We start from the raw sequence: 13,730 nt of genomic DNA, 5'->3' as shown, positions 1-13,730 counted from the left end.
TCCCTGCAAGGAGCCCTGACCATGTCTCTGATAATGCACGGCAGCTGTTTGTGTGGTGCCGTTAAACTGAGCGCCAACCTGGAGAAAGCCAGCGTCAGCACTTGCCATTGCAGCATGTGCCGTACGTGGGGAGGAGGGCCGTTGTTTTCCGTGCACTGCTTGCAACCGGTAACCTTCACTGCCGGTCAGCCGGTGGTTTATGGCTCTTCCGAATGGGCTGAGCGCTGCTTCTGTGGCCAGTGCGGCACACATCTTTTGTACCGACTGAAAAACGGCCAGTTCGATTCTGTTTCGGTCGGCGTTCTGCAAGGTGACACCGATTGGATTTTCGACCTGCAGGTGTACATCGACGAGAAGCCCAACTATTACTGCTTCGCCAACGACACGCCGACCATGACCCGCGCCGAAGTCGAGGCGCTGTTCAACTGAGCGTCAGCAGCCAGTCGGCGAACACCTGGGCGGCGGGCGATCGGGACACCTGTTTGTCGTGCACCAGATAGTCGGCCTGCCCGGTGTGCACGACATAGGCCGAAACCTGACGGATTGCCCCTTGTTCAATTCGCTCACGTGCCATGAACTCCCAACCCAAGCCCACCCCCATGCCTTGCAGCACTGCTTCGAAGACCAGGTTGACCTGATTGAACGTCACTGCCTCTACAGGGGCCTGGTAACGAAGGCCCTGGTGGCTGAACCAGTCCTGCCAGTCCAGGCAGTTCCAAGCGGAGGCATCCAGTTGTATGAGCGGCAAGGTTCGCAGTTGCTCGAGCGAATCGACTTCAGGAAGGAGGCGTTTGACGCTGGCGATCGGGTATATGGCCTCATCGAAGAGCTTGTCGGCCTTCAGTGAACTCCAGTGGCCATGGCCATACAGAATGCCGAAGTCGTAGTTGGCAATATTGCTCTCACCGATTTCATTACTGGCATGGATATTCACGGTCAGTTCGGGATGTTGCTCGTTGAAACGCAGCAATCGCGGGAACAACCAGTACTGGGCGACGGCGTGCGTGCAGATGACACTGACATTGCGGCTGCTGTGACCGGCTTTAAGGCGCAGCACATTGTTCAGCAGGCTCTCCAGCATCGGTTCGACGATCGCACTGAAACCTTCCCCGGCCGACGTCAGGGCGATACCGCGGGCGCGACGTTCGAACAGTACTGCGCCAAGATGCTCCTCCAGCAGTTTGATCTGCTTGCTGACAGCGCTTTGGGTCAGGTAAAGCTCACTGGCGGCGCGGGTGAAACTGCCGGTGCGCACCACGGCTTCAAATGCGATCAAAGTGTCCAATGGAGGCAGGTGACGGCTGAATCGACTCATGCTGATGATCCGACTTTAGGAATGGCTACATCATAGAGTCGAAGCCCTGATGCGCAAAGGTATTCCCCCTGGGAATGCCTGCATGCCCAATGATCTTTTGTTTCGATGTGGTCCAAAGGATAGCCTGCGCTCATATTCGAACAGGAGCAGGCAAGTGAAACAGGGTGTGGCCTACGCCGGGATAGCCGGCGCGATGTGGGGAATGGTGCTGATGGGGCCGCAATTGTTGCCAGAGTTCAGTCCAGTGCTGCTCACTTGCGCGCGTTTCATACTGTTTGGCCTGGTGACCCTGGTATTGGCGGTGCCAATGCGTAAAGCGGTGGGTCGACTGACTTGCGCTGACCTGTGGATGCTTGGGCGCTTGGCGCTGATCGGCAACGTGTTGTATTTCATTTGTCTGGTGGCTGCAATCCAGCGGCTCGGGGTGGCACCGGCCTCATTGATTGTTGGTGTCCTGCCGCTGACCATCACCCTGTATGGTCGCCATGACAGCGGCGGCGTTACGCTCAAACAGCTGTTTGCGCCTTTGCTGCTGATTTTGGCCGGCATGCTGTGTATCAACCTGCAGACCTTCGCGGTTGAAGCGGGCGAGACAGGCGACAAACTCGTCGGTGTGCTCTATGCCCTGGCGGCATTGGCGTGTTGGACCTGGTATGCGGTGAATAACAGCCGCTATCTCAAGCAGTGCGGACATTTTGACAGCCACCAATGGTCAGTATTGTGTGGGGTGATGACGGGCGTATTCAGCCTGGCATTAGTAGTCATTATCGCCCTGTGGCAGCCTGCGCAACTGCAGGTCGCAGCGCCCGGCGAACGCTGGTGGTTGTTCTGGGCATATAGCCTGGGTTGCGCAGTATTCGGTTCGTGGTTGGCCGCATTGCTTTGGAATGCTGCCTCCAAGCGCATGCCATTGACCTTGAGTGGCCAACTGATTGTCTTTGAAACCTTGTTCGCCTTGCTCTACGCCTTCATCTGGCGGCAAAGTCCACCGACAGTGCTGGAAGCAGCAGCGATCATTCTGGTTATTGGCGGCGTGTGTTGGTCGATGCGCCAACATGGCAGCCCAGTGACGCTTGCCAAACCGGTTCATTCTTGAGAAAAGGCTGCCACGAAACAGCGTCCACGCGTCAACGAGGTCAAGCATGAGAAGCGAATTGCAAATTACCGACATCCAACTGGGTGAAGGCAAGGAGGCGGTCAAGGGCGCCCTGATTACCACCCAGTACACCGGTTGGCTGGAGGACGGTAGCAAATTCGATTCTTCCCATGATCGCGGCAAGCCGTTCCAGTGTGTCATTGGCACCGGGCGGGTAATCAAGGGCTGGGATCTAGGCCTTATGGGCATGAAAGTAGGTGGCAAGCGCAAGCTGGTGGTGCCGTCGCACCTGGCCTACGGCGAGCGCAGCATGGGGGCGATAACCCCGCATTCGAACCTGACGTTTGAGATCGAGTTGCTGGAAGTGCTTACCCGCGACGATTGACTCGCCCTTGTCTTAATTCGGTAACACCACGACTCTAAAGTCACTCTTGCTCAGGGTAGAGCATTCAGGGATCGAACCAAACGGGATTGACGCACTCTTAGTTAGCCCGCTCCACGGATGGAACGTCAGACAGGGATCACCCGCGGCTTCGGCCGCGGCGTGTCACAGGCGGGTCAGCCTCACCCCCTTTTTGCCGTGAAGAGCCCGCTCCATGAAGTTGTTGACCCTGTTCAAACGTCACCGCCACGCCTTGTGTTCCTTGGCCTTGCTCGGTGGCGTGACCATGCTGGCCCTGGAGGCCGTCGAAAGCCGCGCCGAACCGGTGGACGGTATCCAGACCCTGGTGTTTCTACGCCATGCCGAAAAACCCGGCGAAGGTCTCGGACAGCTCAATTGCCAAGGTTTGAACCGCGCGTTGGACTTGGCCACCTTGCTGCCGGAAAAGTTCGGAAAAGCCGATTACGTCTTTGCTGCCAACCCTTCTCGTCATGTTGAAGAGGGCAGTAAGGACGACGCTTATAGTTACATTCGTCCATTGATGACTATCAGCCCCAGCGCAATCAAACTCGGTTTGCCGGTGAACATCGACTTCGGTGCCAATGACACGGGCGAATTGGCTGACGAACTGCTTCAAGACAAATACCGCAACGCCACCGTGTACACCGCCTGGTCCCATGGCTACCTGCCTGAGTTGATCAATACCGTGGCTGGCAAGGCTGTGGGTGAGAAGCAGGTCATCACCGAAGATTGGGATGGCGGCGATTTCGACTCCATGTATGTCCTCACCCTGACCTGGCACGATGGCAAAGCCAGTCTGCTCAGTCGCAACTACAAGCAGGGCCTGAACAATGGCGAGCACAGCTGCCCGAGCTAGCTCGCCAGCACTTAGGCCATCGGCGGTAGGCGTCGCTTTACCGGCGTCTTTTTCACGATAGCGGTGTTGGTCTCGGCATGGCTGTTGAGCTTGTCCAGCAACGTGTCCAATTGCTCCATCGAGCGTACATGCAGGCGTGCGATAAAGCAGTCGTCACCGGTGACCTTGTCGCACTCGGTGAATTCGGCAATGGCCATGATCTGGCGCTCGACCACCTGCAATTGCCCTGGCAATGGCCGCACCCGCACGATGGCCTGAAGCTGATAGCCAAAACAGCGTGGATCGATTTCCACGGTGTAGCCTTTGAGCACGCCGCGCTCTTCGAGACGCCGCAAGCGCTCGCTGACACTGGGCGAGGACAGGCCACTCAATTGCGCCAACGCTTTGAGCGAGCGGCGCGAGTCTTCCATCAACGCCTTGATCAACAACTGGTCGATATCGTCGGTCATATTAGCCTCGTTAGGCGACGGTTACGATTTGCCTTGATAGTAAAGGTAGATTGGCAGTTTAGCCTGATTTATACGCTGGAGCGGCGCTCCTGTGCCTCGCATAATTTAGCCATTGTCGAGGAGGTGAGTGATGGACAGTTCAATACGCCGTGGTTCGCTGGAAATGGTCGCCGCCATGTTGATTTCGGGGACCATCGGTTGGTTCGTCCTGGTGTCCGGACAGGCGGTGCTGGATGTGGTGTTCTGGCGCTGCGTGTTCGGCGCCGCGACGTTGTTGCTTATCTGCGTGGCCCTGGGCTTGCTCAAGCCCGGGATTCTGACGCTGGCGACCTTCGCCCTGGCGGTGCTCAGCGGCGTGGCAATCGTGGGGAATTGGGTGTTGTTGTTTGCCTCTTATTCGCGGGCGTCGATTGCCATTGGTACCGCGGTATACAACGTGCAACCCTTCATGCTGGTAGGGCTGGCTGCGGTGTTTCTCGGCGAGAAAATCACCCTGCAGAAGGTGTTCTGGCTTGCCCTGTCTTTTATCGGAATGCTGGCAATTGTCAGTGCCCACGGTAGTCAGAGTGGCAGCGGCAGTGACTACCTGCTGGGCATCGGCCTGGCGCTGGGGGCAGCGCTGCTCTACGCAATTGCAGCATTGGTCATCAAGCGCCTCAGCGGCACACCACCTCATCTGATTGCCTTGATCCAGGTGTGCACCGGCATCCTGCTGCTGGCGCCTTGGGCCAATACCTCGGGCTTGCCGAGCGAAGCTGGCGCACTGGCCTCGCTGATCACCCTTGGGGTCGTTCACACCGGGGTGATGTATGTGTTGCTGTATGGCGCAATTCAGAAACTGCCCACCGCCTTGACCGGGGCCTTGTCGTTCATTTACCCGATTGCAGCCATCCTGGTTGACTGGTTCGCCTTCGGTCATCGCCTGGAACCACTGCAGTGGTTGGGCGTGGCGGCGATCCTGTTGGCCGCCGCCGGCATGCAACAAGGCTGGTGGTTCAAGCCTGGGGCGAAGGTGGCTGCGGTCAAGCCAGACTGACGGCTGCGCGATCGATCAGCGCTGCCACTTCGGCAGTTCGCTCATGATGGTCGTCCCGCAATGTAAGTAGGGAGTGCCAGTGTAGACCAGCCTGCCGACCTTCGAGATGGCTCACCGACGGCGTGTGGTCAGGGTAGAATAGGGCGCTTTCCCGTATTGAATCTGCCCATGACTTCTGTGATCGACACCCTCGCGCAACATTTGCTGCTGGCGCTTGACCCGGCGCCGGCCGAAACCCGTCGCTTGTTCCATGGCCGTGGCCGTTGCTGGCCGGGGCTTGAGCAAATCACTGTGGACTGGTTGCAAGGTGTGCTGTTGGTGTCCCTGTTTCGCGAGCCGCCCGCAGGCCAATTACCGGCGTTGGAACAGATGTTGGCGGGTTTGTCCAAGGCCCCATGCTGGAGCGGGCAGGCCATTTTGATTCAGCATCGCTACCTGCCAGACAGCCCGGGCCAGTGGTTGCTGGGCGAACCCAGCGAGCAGTGGCTAATCGATGAGGACGGCTTGCGCTATCAACTCGACCTTGGCTTGAAGCAGAACACCGGCTTGTTCCTCGACATGCGCTATGGGCGGCGCTGGGTACGCGAGCAGGCCGCGGGCAAGCGCGTATTGAATCTGTTCGCCTATACCTGCGGCTTTTCCGTGGCAGCGATTGCTGGTGGCGCCGAGCAGGTCGTCAACCTCGACATGGCGCGTTCGGCCCTGAGTCGTGGGCGCGACAACCATAGGCTCAATGGTCACGAGGTGGGGCGGGTGAGTTTCCTTGGGCATGAGTTGTTCAAGTCGTGGGGCAAGGTGCGTAAGTCCGGCCCGTACGACTTGATCATCATCGACCCGCCGACCTTTCAGAAAGGCAGCTTCGTGTTGACCCAGGACTACCGCAAGATTCTGCGTCGCCTGCCTGAGCTGTTGAATGAAGGTGGGACGGTGCTGGCCTGCGTGAACGACCCGGCCATCGGACCGCAATTTCTCATCGAAGGCATGGCCGAGGAAGCCCCGGTGCTGAAGTTTGTCGAGCGCCTGGCCAACCCGCCGGAGTTTCCCGATATCGATCCGGCAGGTGGGCTCAAGGCGTTGGTGTTCCATCAGTAGGGGGGGGGCGGCGGACAACTGCCAGGGAGCGGGGCCAGCCCGTTGCTACCGGCGAGGTCGGGTGTTGCTCAATGCTTTCGAGCTCAGTCGCCGCCAGCCTAGCACTATGCCGCTGACACTCAGTACCATGCCACCGACGCTGAAAGCGATCATCCATACATCCCAGATTGGGCGTCGTTGCAGCAGCGGTAGCCAGTCCCAGCTGTGCAACAGTGCGAAAAGCCAGCGCGACGCCCGCTTGGGTTGATCCAGTACCGCCACTATTTCGCCCGTGTAAGGGTCCAGGTGCAGCCAGGTCTGTTGCGGATCATCAACGTGCACCCGCAGCATCGGCAGGCGTTTTTCCAGGTGCCCCAGCATGCTGTGTTCAGCTCGGGCGTAGTAGTAGAAGTCATAGGCTTGCAGCTGTTCGCTGTGCATGGCTCCCTGCGGCCGGATTGCTTGCGCAGCGTGTTGCAGTACCTCTACAGGCAAGCGTTCAAGCACTTGCCCGTCGGCCATGGAAAGTACGCGGGTGCGACCACTGCGGCCGTGTGCAATGAGGTAGCCCTGGCCGCCAATCAAGCGCCACTCCAATTCCCGCGCGAGCAGTCCCTCATCGGCAAAGCGCGAAAGTGCCTGGGGGGCGGAAATTGCAAAGGCCTTGGCTTGCAACGGTCCACCCTGGTACGCCGCTGTATCCAGAGGCGTTGAACTGCTGAAGATTCGCCAAGGGTTCATCGACATCAGACCGCTGAAAATCCAGGTGATAGCCAGCACACCGAACAGCAAGCCGCCAATATGGTGCCAGCGAGCAAACCCACGATAAGGCGTGCGCGAACCGCTGCGGTAAGGTTTTCTGATACGCCAGCGCAGTACCCCGATCACCGCGCCGAGGACGGCCATGAGCGTGGCCCCCAGCGACAGGTAGATCACCAGGTTACTCCACAAACCGTCCAGGCCGATGCCGCGCAGTGGATACAGCCAGTGCAGCCAGGCACCTACCAGGTTCCAGCCACGCTCCAGCGAGCTGGCATCGCGGACCACTTCGCCGGTGTGCCCCGAGATATACAAGAGGGTGCCTTCGGCATCATCAAGCTGCACCCGTTGCAACGGTCGGTCTGCGTCCAGGGCGCGCGAATGGCTCCAGAGGTCTTCCTGTACCGGCCCCTGATAGCTGGGCAATGCCAGCGGGTCATACTGGTGGGCGGCAGCCAAGGCCTGCTTTGGCTCGGTAAAGCCGACTCGCAGGCCGGTGCGAGCATCCACCGCGACATTATTGCGTCCTGGGTAACTGAACAGGTAGCGCGGTTCTCCCGCTACCGTACTCAGGCGAATGCTCGCCGGGCTGCGCTGTGGATCGGCGGCGCGCAAAGCAGTGGCCAAGTCTACGCAGCAATCGGCCTGGCGCAGGACGGGTAAATGCGCCAGGCGCTCCTTTTGCGTCAGTTTTGGATAGCCGACATAGAGCATGACCATGCCCGAGAAAAACCACAGGGCCATGAACAGACACAGGCCGATGCCAAGCCAGCGATGCCAGAGATACAGGTAGCGTTTCATCGATCGTGTCCTAGAAACGAGTCTGCAAGGCTACTTCCAGGGTGCGTGGCGCCCCCAGGTAAAGCATGCTCGAACTGGTCCAGCGGGCGTAGACCTCATCGGTGAGGTTACGCACCCGTGCGCTGACACGCGTGTCTTCGTCGACCTTGTAGCTGACAAAGGCGCCAACCACGGTGTAGGCAGGTGCGTGGCGAGTATTGGCGGCATCGGCATATACCGACGACACGTAGCGGCTGTCGGCGCCTACTTGCCAACTGGGGTCGATGTCGTAGATCAGCCACAAATTCGCCACGCGCTCGGGGATGTTGGTCGGTGTATTGCCCTTGCGTGAAACGCTGGTGCCACCGACGTTCTCGTTGAATTCATCGTACTGGGCATCGACATAGGCGAAGTTGCCCTCTGCCAGTAGCTTCGGCGTGACGCGCAGCGACGCCGCCAGTTCGATACCGCGTGACGATTGCTTGCCCACCGGCTGGGTGGTGCCAGGGTTGGCAGGGTCGGCAGTGGCCAGGTTCTTGCGCTCGATGTGATAAGCGGCAACCGTGGCAGCTCCACGTCCTTCGAGAAAACTGAACTTGCTGCCCACCTCGACCTGCTTTCCGGTACTCAGGTCGAAGTCGCGTACCTGGGCGAAGCTGGCGGTAGTAAGTATGCCGGCAGGTGGGTCGGCTGCGGTGCTGTACTGCACGTAGACGTTGGCTGCGGGGGTCAGTTCATAGACCAGGCCGACGCGTCCGGTGGTGGGTTCGTAGATGCGTTTGAAGTCGCGCGGATTATTGGCATCAACGACGCGATAATTGTGGACCTGAAGGTCAATATGGTCGTAGCGCAGGCCCGTCAGCAGTGACAGACGTTCGGTGATTTGCAGGCGGTTTTCGACAAATGCTGCCCAGGTATCGACGGTGTTCTGGCGGTTTTTCTGGTAGCCCGGGAACATGCCCTTCAAGTTGTAGAAATGCCCGGGGTCGAAGTTGTCCGGATCGACGCTGTCGAACACACCGGTCACCGAGCGCGGATAGTTGGTTTGCACGTTGTGGCTGTAGTCAACGCCGCTCGACCATTGGCTGTCCATGCCAAACAACTGGTTCTGGTGCAGCAGTTCGATACGGTTGCCATTAAGTTCCTGATCATGACGCTGCAACAGCGCGTTGGAACGGTTCACCTTGCTGTTGTCGGCGCTGTAGGCGTAGGTCTCCAGATTTCGGAAGTTGCGCTCGGTGTTGTAGTGATAAAGGGTGTTGCGCAGCGAGGTATCGGCGTTGAAGCGGTACTCGGTAATCGAGCGCAGCCAGCGCACGCGTTGCTCGTAGCGGCCGTCCTCGACGTTGTAGTTTTCGAAGCGTCGGCTCTCGTCGACCTTCATCTCTCCGCCAAGCGGGTTGAGCACCGGGCTGCCCCAGTAGGGGCTGTCGACGCTCTCGTTCTGATACTCCAGCGCCAGGGTATGGGAGAGCTGATCGTTGATGTCGGTCAGCAGCGAGAAGGCCACGCTCCAGGCGTCCCGTTCCTCACGGTCGACGTAGCCATTGCTGTGGGTATGGCTGAAGTCCAGGCGTGCGTAATTGCGCATGCCGTCACCCTCATTGAGGGCATGGTTGAAGCCAAACGAGGTTTCGCTGCTGTCGTAGGAGCCATACTTGATACGTCCTTCGTTGAAGTCTTCGTCGCGGCTGGCCAGCTTGGTGATGTAGTTGATCGAGCCTCCCACGGCGCCGGCTCCGAAGAGAAAGCTTGAAGGCCCGCCGATGGCTTCGACACGGTCGTAGATCCAGCTGTCCACCGGACGGGCGGCAATGGCGTCGTACTGCACGCTGATGCCGTTGAACAGCTGGGTGATCTGTGCCCCGGAAAAGCCGCGATAGGCAACCGAGCCGGCCGAGCCGGGAGGTGAGGCAGCGGTCATGCCTGGCACCCCGGCAAGCATGTCCTGGGTGGTCTGGGCGCCACGCTGTTCGATTTGCTGGCGATTGACGACGCTCACCGAAGCGGGTGTTTCCCGTGGGGTCAAGCCCAGGCGCGAGCCGGTTTGCGAGGGGGTGTCGAGGAGCACGCCCTCTTCGTTTTCGGCGCGGCCGTCGATGCGCAGGTCGGGCAGGGTCAACGGAACTTGTGCCGAGGTATTGAAGGACAGCGCACACAGCAGCGTCGCGCAACCGCAAAGGTGATAGGAGTAGGGCATGAGTCGAACTCTGGAATTTGAGCCAACGGCCAGCCGTGCGTGTCAGTCAGGCACGGCAAAAAGGCCGATTACAGACAGCTGTATGGATCAAGCCAGAAAGGGAGAGGCACGCGGATTGGCTGCAGGCCAGCAGTAGCGCGGCGGCGCTTTGCTGCGCAGTTCGCGGTGGTAGCGGCGGGTGCGTGCAGCCGCCAGGAGCCAGCCTATGACCAGTAGCAGCCCTAGGCAGACCACCGCGGCGGCGCATACCGGACAGCTTTGCATGCTGTCCCAGCCAGCAACCGACTGGTCACTGAAATCACTTTTCAGGGTTGGCCCTGCGCTGCCCATGGCCGAGCAGTACGCGCCGCCGATGCCGTTGAGTTTCAAACCCATCATTTGCCCGTGACCGATACCGCAGGCGAACAGGTTGAACAGGACACAGAAATACAGGGTCCAGGCAATCAATGGGCGGTTGGTGGGCGAGGCGTTCATGGGCGCGACTTTAGCACTGATATTCGCGCACAAGAAAGCCGATTCAGGCCGGGCCATCGGCGCCTCGCGCAGGGGGTGGGTTGTATTGTGCAAAGCTGACATCGTCAGTCTGGTCCACCCGCTTTTTCAGACGCTCGTTGAACGCACGGTTGACGGCGTACTGCCCGCCGGATGTGGTGCGAAACTGTGCGGTGAGGGTAATGCCATTGAGGTTCATGCTATCGACCCCGAACACCTGCAGAGGGCCTTGCAGACTGTGGCGCAGCATCGGGTCTTCGCTGATGGAGTGACCGACTTCACGAATCAATTTCAAGGCGCTGTCGATGTCGGTCTCGTAACTGAACTGCACCGAGAAAAACGCGTAGGCGAATTGTCTGGACTGGTTGGTTACCGCCTTGATCTGACCGAACGGCACCGAGTGCACAAAGCCCTTGCCGTCGCGCAGGCGCAGGGTGCGGATAGTCAGGCTTTCGACCGTACCGGCATGGCCGGAATCGAGCACCACCCAATCGCCGATGGCGATGGTGTCTTCGATCAGGATGAACAAGCCGGTAATCACATCCTGTACCAGTTGCTGGGAGCCGAAGCCGATGGCCAGGCCTACTACCCCGGCGCCCGCGAGGAACGGCGAAACGTTGATCCCAAGGTTAGCCATGGTGGTGATGGTGCAGATGACCACCAGGATAATTTTGATCGCGTTGCGCAGCATCGGCAGGATGGTCCGCACCCGGGTGCTGGGTTGGCGCGAGGTGCGCCGCCCGGGTGTGGGTTTGAGCGCTTCCTGGATCGCGGTGTCGATAACCACCCAGAGCAGCCAGGTGACCAGCAAAATCAGACCGATACTGCTCAGCGAATCGCTGATCGCGCGTCCCAGGGTGTTGCGCAGGGCAAAGTCGAGCACCGAAAAGCCCCAGATGCGCCCCAGCAGTTCGATGAACGCTATCGCCATGGCAATACGTAACAGCGCATGGACCAGGTTGCGCAGCAATTCTTTATAGGGGCGTAGGCGTTGGCGGTTATCGCTCTGTTCCTCATGCTTGAACATACGTTGCAGGACAGTGCTGAGAAACACCGTGCCGATCAGCAGAATGGAAGTCAGCAGGGCCTTTTGCAGGGCGCGCTGGCTCTCTTCGCCGGCGCCGATCAAGTGAATCGCCGACACCAGGATCATCATCAGTATCGGCAGGAACCACAACGCCGAGAAGATCCTCAACGTCTCTTGCACGGCGCGATGTTGCAGGCGGTCGGGCAGGGCCCGGTTGCGAATCAGGTGAGCCACCGGTCGACGCAATTTGAGTATCAACACAGCAAAGGCCAGGGTCGCCAGCAAACCGGTGAAGGCGGCGATACTGCTGGTGATGTTGCCGCCCAGTTGGCGTGCGATCTGCGGGCTGGTCAGGGCATCGCTCCAGGCGGCGAGAAAGCCGATCAGGAACAACGGCCGCGGCCCCAACCGCCGAATGATGCGTACAGCTGTGCGTTTGTGTCCGGTGTCGAACAGGGTGATCAGGCAAAGAATGATCGAGGTCGAGAAAATCCCGCTGCTGGTTGCGTAGGCCAGGCTCATGCCCAAGGCACGTCCAGGCGATATGGCCAGAAAGTGGCTGACGTAGAGGGTTATCACCAAGCTCGCCAGGGCGGGCAAGGTGTAGGCCAGCAGGTCCTTGCAGACGCGGCTGGGGCGCGGGCGGGTCCGAAGCAGGCGGGTGCGGCTGCAGAGGCGGGCGAGTACTCGTCCCAAGTTGGTCAGCACCACAAAAGCGATCAGCCAGGTAACTGTGAGGGTGGCAAAATCGCGCCACAGCTCCAGTGAGCTGAGCCCTGAGGGTTGGCTGACCAATTGATCGACTTCATCGGCGGCACGATCGGCACGCAGGCGCCAGTTGTCGACCAGGTGGTTGTCGACATCCAGTTCCTGACTGACATCATCCAAACCATCGGCAATGGCCCCCAGCAAGCCCCCTTGAACCACTGGCTCGGCGGGCTTTGCGGTTTTATCGGCGGCGGGCAGCAGAGGGGCGGCAGTCGCCAGCTGGAGGCTCAGCAGGCAGCCAAGCACAAAGGCGAGGAATGATCGGATCACTGGGTACTCCTTAAACCGTGGACCACGGAAAGGGTAGTCAATGAACGCCGACAGGTTGGAAATAGCGAAGCGTTGAAGGACTTTTCAATGCAGCTACAGACGCAACCGGCAGGGGCGGGCCTGCCCTTGCCGGTGCTGTTCAGGCATTACTGCCCGGTGTAAATCTGGTCGAACACGCCACCATCGTTGAAGTGGGTTTTCTGCACAGTGCGCCAGTCACCGAAGGTTTTCTCAACCGACAAAAAGTCGACTTTCGGGAAACGGTCGGTGTACTTGGCCAGCACGGTTGCATCACGCGGGCGCAGGTAGTTGTTGGCGGCGATCTCCTGAGCTTCTGGCGACCACAGGTACTTGAGGTATTCCTCGGCGGTGGCACGGGTGCCTTTCTTGTCCACGACCTTGTCGACCACCGTCACTGGCGGCTCTGCTTCGGCGGAAACGCTTGGATAGATCACCTCGAACTGATCACGCCCGAACTCGCGGGCGATCATCTCGGCCTCGTTCTCGAAGGTCACCAGCACATCACCGATCTGGTTGGTCATGAACGTGGTGGTTGCCGCGCGACCGCCGGTGTCGAGTACAGGGGCCTGCTTGAACAGCTTGCCGACAAAGTCCTTGGCCTTATTCTCATCACCGCCGTTCTTCAGGACATAGCCCCAGGCAGAGAGGTAGGTGTAACGGCCGTTGCCGGAGGTTTTCGGGTTCGGCACGATGACCTGAACACCGTCCTTGAGCAGGTCAGGCCAGTCTTTGAGGGCCTTGGGGTTGCCCTTGCGCACGATGAACACGGTGGCCGAGGTGAACGGCGCGCTGTTGTTCGGCAGGCGGGTTACCCAGTTCTCCGGCACCAGCTTGCCGTTGTCAGCCAGGGCGTTGATGTCGGTGGCCATATTCATGGTGATGACGTCAGCCGGCAGGCCATCGATCACTGAGCGCGCTTGCTTGCTCGAACCACCAAAGGACATCTGTACGGTGAGCTTCTCTTTGTGCTCGGCTTCCCAGTGCTTCTGGAAGGCGACGTTGTAGTCTTTGTAGAAGTCGCGCATTACGTCATAGGAAACGTTCAACAGAGGCGGCGCGGCTTGAGCCAGGGCGCTGACAGCAAGACCGGCAGCCAGGAGCGAGGCACTAAAGAGTTTTTTCACTGCGCATTCCTTGTTCGAATTAGCGTTAAAGGCATTATGCCAGCGACTATAGCGGGTGAAGCT

General features: G+C 59.4%; 13 protein-coding genes. 6 read left to right on the top strand and 7 right to left on the bottom strand.

Annotated elements, in window-relative coordinates:
- The first annotated feature begins 21 nt into the window (after positions 1-21).
- Positions 22-429, top strand: a complete 408-nt coding sequence (locus H8F21_RS23660; protein ID WP_203585447.1) for a GFA family protein — start codon at positions 22-24, stop codon at positions 427-429.
- Here the strand turns inward: H8F21_RS23660 and H8F21_RS23655 are convergent.
- Positions 422-1,315, bottom strand: coding sequence for a LysR substrate-binding domain-containing protein (locus tag H8F21_RS23655; RefSeq protein ID WP_203475721.1), 894 nt, complete (start codon positions 1,313-1,315; stop codon positions 422-424). The genes H8F21_RS23660 and H8F21_RS23655 overlap by 8 nt on opposite strands.
- Before the next feature lie 154 nt (positions 1,316-1,469).
- On the opposite strand from H8F21_RS23655, the gene H8F21_RS23650 reads away from it, so the two are divergent.
- From H8F21_RS23650 to H8F21_RS23640, 3 genes are all read left to right on the top strand, one after another.
- Positions 1,470-2,411 (top strand): DMT family transporter, encoded by a 942-nt coding sequence (locus H8F21_RS23650; RefSeq protein ID WP_203585446.1) that lies wholly within the window; start codon positions 1,470-1,472, stop codon positions 2,409-2,411.
- A 46-nt stretch (positions 2,412-2,457) separates the two neighbouring features.
- Positions 2,458-2,796, top strand: a complete 339-nt coding sequence (locus tag H8F21_RS23645; protein ID WP_203585445.1) for an FKBP-type peptidyl-prolyl cis-trans isomerase — start codon at positions 2,458-2,460, stop codon at positions 2,794-2,796.
- Between the two features lie 211 nt (positions 2,797-3,007).
- Positions 3,008-3,670 (top strand): histidine phosphatase family protein, encoded by a 663-nt coding sequence (locus H8F21_RS23640; RefSeq protein ID WP_203475718.1) that lies wholly within the window; start codon positions 3,008-3,010, stop codon positions 3,668-3,670.
- An 11-nt stretch (positions 3,671-3,681) separates the two neighbouring features.
- Here H8F21_RS23640 and H8F21_RS23635 read toward each other — a convergent pair whose 3' ends face one another.
- Positions 3,682-4,119 carry an Lrp/AsnC family transcriptional regulator gene (locus H8F21_RS23635; RefSeq protein ID WP_136477475.1) on the bottom strand — a complete coding sequence of 146 codons (438 nt, stop codon included), beginning with the start codon at positions 4,117-4,119 and terminating at the stop codon, positions 3,682-3,684.
- 130 nt (positions 4,120-4,249) lie between these two features.
- Here H8F21_RS23635 and H8F21_RS23630 point away from each other — a divergent pair, with 130 nt between their 5' ends.
- Together H8F21_RS23630 and H8F21_RS23625 are read left to right on the top strand one after the other, a co-directional pair.
- Entirely contained in the window at positions 4,250-5,155 is a 906-nt protein-coding gene (locus tag H8F21_RS23630) for a DMT family transporter (RefSeq protein ID WP_203585444.1), read from the top strand.
- 168 nt (positions 5,156-5,323) lie between these two features.
- Positions 5,324-6,247, top strand: coding sequence for a class I SAM-dependent methyltransferase (locus H8F21_RS23625; RefSeq protein WP_203585443.1), 924 nt, complete (start codon positions 5,324-5,326; stop codon positions 6,245-6,247).
- A 45-nt stretch (positions 6,248-6,292) separates the two neighbouring features.
- On the opposite strand, the gene H8F21_RS23620 is transcribed toward H8F21_RS23625, so the two are convergent.
- The 5 genes from H8F21_RS23620 to H8F21_RS23600 form a co-directional block, all read right to left on the bottom strand.
- Positions 6,293-7,786 (bottom strand): PepSY domain-containing protein, encoded by a 1,494-nt coding sequence (locus tag H8F21_RS23620; RefSeq protein WP_203585442.1) that lies wholly within the window; start codon positions 7,784-7,786, stop codon positions 6,293-6,295.
- A 10-nt stretch (positions 7,787-7,796) separates the two neighbouring features.
- Entirely contained in the window at positions 7,797-9,965 is a 2,169-nt protein-coding gene (locus tag H8F21_RS23615; RefSeq protein WP_203585441.1) for a TonB-dependent receptor, read from the bottom strand.
- Between the two features lie 87 nt (positions 9,966-10,052).
- On the bottom strand, positions 10,053-10,439 hold the full coding sequence (locus H8F21_RS23610; RefSeq protein WP_203475712.1) for a DUF2946 domain-containing protein: 387 nt from the start codon (positions 10,437-10,439) through the stop codon (positions 10,053-10,055).
- A gap of 43 nt (positions 10,440-10,482) precedes the next feature.
- Entirely contained in the window at positions 10,483-12,522 is a 2,040-nt protein-coding gene (locus H8F21_RS23605; protein ID WP_203543917.1) for a mechanosensitive ion channel family protein, read from the bottom strand.
- Positions 12,523-12,668: 146 nt separating this feature from the next.
- Complete coding sequence (locus tag H8F21_RS23600; RefSeq protein WP_136477468.1) at positions 12,669-13,667, bottom strand: sulfate ABC transporter substrate-binding protein; 999 nt, start codon at positions 13,665-13,667, stop codon at positions 12,669-12,671.
- Positions 13,668-13,730 lie beyond the last annotated feature (63 nt).

The sequence above is a fragment of the Pseudomonas arcuscaelestis genome, from assembly GCF_016881005.1.
Taxonomy (GTDB): Bacteria; Pseudomonadota; Gammaproteobacteria; order Pseudomonadales; family Pseudomonadaceae; genus Aquipseudomonas; species Aquipseudomonas arcuscaelestis.
Note: the sequence above shows the minus strand (reverse complement) of the source record. Positions and strands in the feature narration are given on the sequence as shown.

Bases quoted from the DNA above. Each gene is read 5' to 3' on its own strand.
- H8F21_RS23615 (WP_203585441.1), bottom strand. From the start codon at position 9,965: ATGCCCTACTCCTATCACCTTTGCGGTTGCGCGACGCTGCTGTGTGCG.
- H8F21_RS23640 (WP_203475718.1), top strand. From the start codon at position 3,008: ATGAAGTTGTTGACCCTGTTCAAACGTCACCGCCACGCCTTGTGTTCC.
- H8F21_RS23620 (WP_203585442.1), bottom strand. From the start codon at position 7,786: ATGAAACGCTACCTGTATCTCTGGCATCGCTGGCTTGGCATCGGCCTG.
- H8F21_RS23655 (WP_203475721.1), bottom strand. From the start codon at position 1,315: ATGAGTCGATTCAGCCGTCACCTGCCTCCATTGGACACTTTGATCGCA.
- H8F21_RS23635 (WP_136477475.1), bottom strand. From the start codon at position 4,119: ATGACCGACGATATCGACCAGTTGTTGATCAAGGCGTTGATGGAAGAC.
- H8F21_RS23660 (WP_203585447.1), top strand. From the start codon at position 22: ATGTCTCTGATAATGCACGGCAGCTGTTTGTGTGGTGCCGTTAAACTG.
- H8F21_RS23610 (WP_203475712.1), bottom strand. From the start codon at position 10,439: ATGAACGCCTCGCCCACCAACCGCCCATTGATTGCCTGGACCCTGTAT.
- H8F21_RS23625 (WP_203585443.1), top strand. From the start codon at position 5,324: ATGACTTCTGTGATCGACACCCTCGCGCAACATTTGCTGCTGGCGCTT.
- H8F21_RS23630 (WP_203585444.1), top strand. From the start codon at position 4,250: ATGGACAGTTCAATACGCCGTGGTTCGCTGGAAATGGTCGCCGCCATG.
- H8F21_RS23645 (WP_203585445.1), top strand. From the start codon at position 2,458: ATGAGAAGCGAATTGCAAATTACCGACATCCAACTGGGTGAAGGCAAG.